Annotated in this window: 5 protein-coding genes; 1 reads left to right on the top strand and 4 read right to left on the bottom strand. The window is 61.5% G+C overall.

From position 1 onward, the window contains the following. On the bottom strand, positions 1-505 hold a 505-nt coding region (locus tag HX846_RS12095; RefSeq protein ID WP_178965451.1), incomplete at its 3' end, for a M20/M25/M40 family metallo-hydrolase. 242 nt (positions 506-747) lie between these two features. Next, the gene (locus HX846_RS12090; protein ID WP_003219347.1) at positions 748-3,339 is read right to left on the bottom strand and encodes a glycosyltransferase; all 2,592 of its coding nucleotides are present in this window, start codon (positions 3,337-3,339) and stop codon (positions 748-750) included. 219 nt (positions 3,340-3,558) lie between these two features. Here HX846_RS12090 and tcdA point away from each other — a divergent pair, with 219 nt between their 5' ends. Continuing rightward, positions 3,559-4,368, top strand: coding sequence for a tRNA cyclic N6-threonylcarbamoyladenosine(37) synthase TcdA (gene tcdA / locus HX846_RS12085; protein ID WP_003219345.1), 810 nt, complete (start codon positions 3,559-3,561; stop codon positions 4,366-4,368). 47 nt (positions 4,369-4,415) lie between these two features. Here tcdA and HX846_RS12080 read toward each other — a convergent pair whose 3' ends face one another. Both HX846_RS12080 and HX846_RS12075 read right to left on the bottom strand, forming a co-directional pair. Next, positions 4,416-4,829 (bottom strand): SufE family protein, encoded by a 414-nt coding sequence (locus tag HX846_RS12080; protein WP_003219344.1) that lies wholly within the window; start codon positions 4,827-4,829, stop codon positions 4,416-4,418. After that, positions 4,826-5,068 (bottom strand): aminotransferase class V-fold PLP-dependent enzyme (locus HX846_RS12075; RefSeq protein ID WP_178965450.1); only part of this gene is annotated, 243 nt, incomplete at its 5' end. The genes HX846_RS12075 and HX846_RS12080, both read right to left, overlap by 4 nt.

Raw genomic sequence — 5,068 nt, 5'->3', positions numbered from 1 at the left:
CGACGATGCACCAGTCCAGGCGCTCCTTGCGGGCTGCCAGGCGTTCGATCACGGCCTTGGTGCCGTGGTGCGCCGGGCCTTCTTCGTCACTGGTGATCAGGAATGCTACCGAACCCTTGTGGTCCGGGTAGTCCGTCACGAAGCGCTCGGAAGCGACCAGCATCGCCGCCAGGCTGCCTTTCATGTCGGCTGCGCCACGGCCGCAGAGCATGCCGTTTTCATCGATCAGCGCGTCGAACGGGTCGTTCTGCCAGGCCTTGACCGGGCCGGTCGGCACCACGTCGGTGTGGCCGGCGAAGCACAATACCGGGCCTTCGTGTTTGCCGTGGGTGGCCCAGAAGTTATCCACATCCTCGATGCGCATCGGCTCAAGCGCAAAACCGGCGTCGCCCAGGCGCTGCATCATCAGCTTCTGGCAATCGGCGTCGACCGGCGTCACCGACGGGCGGCGGATCAGGTCGATAGCGAGTTGGAGGGTCGGCGAAAGGTCGGCGTGGGCCGTCATGTAAAAACTCCAGAAGCATGTCAGGGCGCAAGGCTTATGTGGGAGGGGGGCTTGTGTGGGAGCGGGGCGGGCTTGCTCGCGAATACGGAGTGTCAGTCAACAATGTATGAACTGACCCGGCGCATTCGCGAGCAAGCCCGCTCCCACACAAAGCAATGGCCTGGGCCAAGTCTCACAAAATGGCCGTTATCTTATAGCAAAACGGCGGCCAGAGGCCGCCGTTTAGTGCATTGCGCAGGATTTTAAGCAGCGGCCACAGGCTCTTGCTTCGGTGCCGGTTTCGGCAGCGACGACAGGAACGCCATGATCAGCGCCGCCACATACGGCAGCGACTGCACCAGCAACATCACCACCCAGAAGCGCATGTCATTGCTCGGCAGGCCCTGCACCAGGTAAATCCCCAGTGCCGCACCCCACAACAGCAGCATGATGAACATCTCTTCCCGGGCTTCGGAGATCGCCACCCAGAAACCGTGGTTATCGGCGTTCTTCGGTGTACGGAAGAACGGAATGCTGGTGGTGAAGAACCCGTACAGCACCGCCTTGGCGATGGTGTGCGACAACGCCAGCCCGGCCAGTGCCGCGCAGAACGCATCTTTCAGGTTCACACCCACCGCACGACGGTAGAGGAAGATGATCTTGCCGACCTTGAACACGAACAACGCCAGTGGCGGGATCGCGAAAATCAGCAGCGGCGGGTCAACCCGCGTCGGCACGATAATCATCGCCGCCGACCACAACAAGGCGCCCACGGTGAAGAAGATGTTCATGCCGTCGGCCACCCACGGCAACCACCCCGCGAGGAAGTGGTAGCGCTGGCCACGGGTCAGCTCGGTGTCCTTGCCGCGCAAGAGGCTCGCAGTGTGGCGCTTGATGATCTGGATCGCGCCGTAGGCCCAGCGGAAACGCTGTTTCTTGAAGTCGATAAAGGTATCGGGCATCAGGCCCTTGCCGTAGCTGTCGTGGTAGTACGCCGCCGACAGGCCCTTCTCGAAGACCCGCAGGCCCAGCTCGGCATCCTCACAGATGCACCAGTCGGCCCAGCCCAGCTCTTCCAGCACCGAGCGACGGGTCATGGTCATGGTGCCGTGCTGGATGATCGCGTCACGGTCGTTGCGGGTGACCATGCCGATATGGAAGAAGCCTTTGTATTCCGCGTAGCAGAGCTTCTTGAAGGTGCTTTCGTTCTGGTCGCGATAATCCTGTGGCGACTGCACCACGGCGATTTTCGGGTCGGCGAAGTGCGGCACCATGTGCTTGAGCCAGTTTGGCGACACGCAGTAATCGGAGTCGATCACCGCGATCACTTCGGCATCCTTGGCGGTGTGCGGGATCAGGTAGTTCAGTGCGCCGCCCTTGAAACCGGCCAGGGGCGAGACGTGGAAGAACTTGAAGCGCGGGCCGAGGGTTTCGCAGTAGTCGCGCACCGGCTCCCACACGGCCGGGTCCTTGGTGTTGTTGTCGATGATCAGGACTTCGTAGTCCGGATAATCGAGGGCGGCCAGGGCGTCGAGGGTCTGTTTGACCATCTCCGGCGGCTCGTTGTAGCACGGCACGTGGATCGAGACTTTCGGGCGGTAGTCCGAATCCCCTTCAACCGGCAGGAATTCACGCCGGCGTTTGTGGGTCCAGACTGCTTCGGCCAGCTCATGGGCTTCGGTCAGCAACACGATAAATACGCCCAGGGCGCCGAGTGCCAGCAGGAAGCCCACCGTCAAGCTGAACCAGGTGCTGTATTGCTGACTGTAGTCATAACCGATCCACACCAATACCGACCCGCACAGGAACGCGATAAAGGTCAGGAACGTACGGCCGCGCTGGCGCAAGGCCGAGCCGTCGATCATCAGCAGGGTCAGGGACAGCAGCGCAAGCACCACCGAGCCGATCGCCAGCACTCGCCATTGCGGAATCGCGACCACCGGGCCATCAAAGTTGAATTTCTGCTGGCGTGCGGCGTTGAACACGCCCCAATAGGCCCCTACAGAGCCTTCGTCGCTGGCTTTCCATGGCTGGTCAAACGCTTCGATCACGAAGTAGTTGTAGCCCTGGCGGTTCAGCGTGTTAACCAGCGTGCGCAGGTAAATCGCCTGGTCGGCGGGGGAGGCGTCAGCACCGCCACGCATCCGTCCGTTGCTCGGCCAGCCAACCTCCGACAGCAACAGCGGCTTTTTCGGGAAGGTCTTCTTCAGGTCCCGGGCGCGATCGAGGACGAACTGGCCGGCCTTGTCCACCGGGATATGTTCCCAGTACGGCAGGATGTGCGCGGCGATCAGGTCGACGTGCTTGGCCAGTTGCGGGTTGTGTTCCCAGATGTGCCATTGCTCGGAGGTGGTTACGGGCACCTTGACGGCGGCCCGTACCCGATCCAGCAGCACGATCAGCGCTTCCGGAGTGATTTCCTCGCGGAACAGCGCCTCGTTGCCCACCACTACCCGCACTACGCTGCGGGAGCTGTTGGCGATTTCGATGGCGCGCTGGATCTCGCGCTCGTTGCGCTCGAGGTCCGGACTGATCCAGATCCCCAGGGTCACCCGCAGGCCGAATTCTTCCGCCAGCTTGGGGATATCCCCCAGGGTGCCGTCGACCGAGTAGGTACGGATGTTGTCCGTCAGCTTGCTCATGATCGCAAGGTCCTGACGCATTTGATCGTCGGTCGGATACTGGTCTTTCTGTGGGTACTGGCCTTGCTGGAACGGCGAGTACGAAAAACCGGAGATCTGCTCGGGCCAGTTAGGGGCATTGACCGGGCGGTTGATCAGCGCCCAGAAGCCGGTGAACAGCGCGGCAATTGCCAGCACCACCACCAGGTTGAGTCCAAATTTACGCGATGACATGGCTATTTCGGGTTCCAAAGGGTGTGGAACGAAAAGAGGTGTCGGCCTGCGCCGAACGGCGCGCATCCTACACTGGCCTTTCACCGACCGTACAGCAAGCCGGGAAAAACCGGACATTGGGCAGTGCAACTCGTCGTAAGTTCTCTTACTTGTAGCTTGTAGTTTAAAACTTGTCGCTGTGTAGCCCTATAATGCGCGCCGGTTTTTGGGGTAATGGTCATGAGTACAGAAGATCCACGGTTTGCCGGCGTCGCCCGCTTGTATGGCATTGAAGGCCTGGAGCGCCTGAAGGCGGCCCATGTGGCCATCGTCGGCGTGGGCGGGGTGGGTTCGTGGGCGGCGGAAGCCATCGCTCGCTGTGGCGTGGGCGAGATTTCGCTGTTTGACCTCGATGATGTATGCGTCAGCAACAGCAACCGTCAGTTGCATGCGCTGGACAGCACGGTGGGCAAGGCCAAGGTCGAGGTCATGGCCGAGCGCCTGAAAGGCATCAACCCGGATTGCACCGTGCACGCGGTGGCGGACTTCGTGACTCGCGAGACGATGGCCGAGTACATCACGCCGAACATCGACTGTGTGATCGACTGCATCGACAGTGTGAACGCCAAGGCCGCACTGATTGCCTGGTGCAAGCGGCGCAAGATCCAGATCATCACCACCGGCGGCGCGGGCGGACAGATTGATCCGACGTTGATTCAGGTGTGTGACTTGAACCGTACGTTCAATGACCCGCTGGCGTCGAAGGTGCGCTCCACGTTGCGTCGCGACTATGGCTTCTCCCGCACTGTGACCCGCCACTACAGCGTGCCCTGCGTGTTCTCCACCGAACAGCTGCGTTACCCGAAGCCGGACGGCAGCATCTGTTTGCAGAAGAGTTTTGTCGGGGATGGCGTGAAGCTGGACTGTGCCGGCGGGTTTGGCGCGGTGATGATGGTGACTGCGACCTTCGGCATGGTGGCCGCGACCAAGGCGGTGGACAAGATAGTGGCCGGGGTGCGCCGGCCTGCTGACAGGGTCAAGGCCCCTTAGATCTCAGTCTGGAATGAAGATCAAAATGTGGGAGNNCGCTCCCACATTTAGTTTTGTATAAGGCTCAACTCCCGCATCCGCTGAAGCACGGCATTCAACCCATTGCTGCGCGACGGCGATAACTGCCGCGACAGGCCCAGTTGCTCAAACCAGCCGGGCAAGTCGACGGCTTGCAGTTCGGCGGCAGACACACCGTTGACCCGCGCCAGCAACAACGCCACCAGCCCGCGTATCAGCCGTGCATCGCTGCTGGCGGCAAACTGCCAATGCCCATCCTGCAAGCGCCCCACCAGCCACACCAGGCTTTCACAGCCCTGCACCAGGTTGACGTCCACCTTGTCTTCGTCCGGCAAGGCGGGCAGCCGCTCGCCCCATTGCATCAGCAGGCGGGCTCGTTGCTCCCAACTGCCGACTGCCTGGAACGCTTCCAGCGCGACAACGGCCTCAGTCGGCAAGCTCATCGCAACATATCCAGGGCTTGATCCAGCGCTTCAAAAAAGCGCTCCAGGTCATCGGAGTCGTTGTACAGCGCCAATGACACCCGAATCGCCCCCGACAATCCCATCTGCTTGAGCAGCGGCATCGCACAATGATGGCCGGCGCGCACCGCAATCCCTTGTTCGGTCAGCAAGTGGGCGAGGTCGGCGTTGTGCACGCCTTCCACCACGAAGCTGGCCAGGGCGACGTGCGGCGACCCCAG

It is taken from the genome of Pseudomonas sp. K5002, from assembly GCF_013386655.1.
Classification (GTDB): Bacteria; Pseudomonadota; Gammaproteobacteria; order Pseudomonadales; family Pseudomonadaceae; genus Aquipseudomonas.
This window is presented reverse-complemented; position numbering and strand designations above follow the sequence as displayed.

What these genes read in the sequence shown, in the direction of transcription:
- HX846_RS12080 (WP_003219344.1), bottom strand. Translation starts at nt 4,829, where the DNA reads ATGAGCTTGCCGACTGAGGCCGTTGTCGCGCTGGAAGCGTTCCAGGCA.
- HX846_RS12090 (WP_003219347.1), bottom strand. Translation starts at nt 3,339, where the DNA reads ATGTCATCGCGTAAATTTGGACTCAACCTGGTGGTGGTGCTGGCAATT.
- tcdA (WP_003219345.1), top strand. Translation starts at nt 3,559, where the DNA reads ATGAGTACAGAAGATCCACGGTTTGCCGGCGTCGCCCGCTTGTATGGC.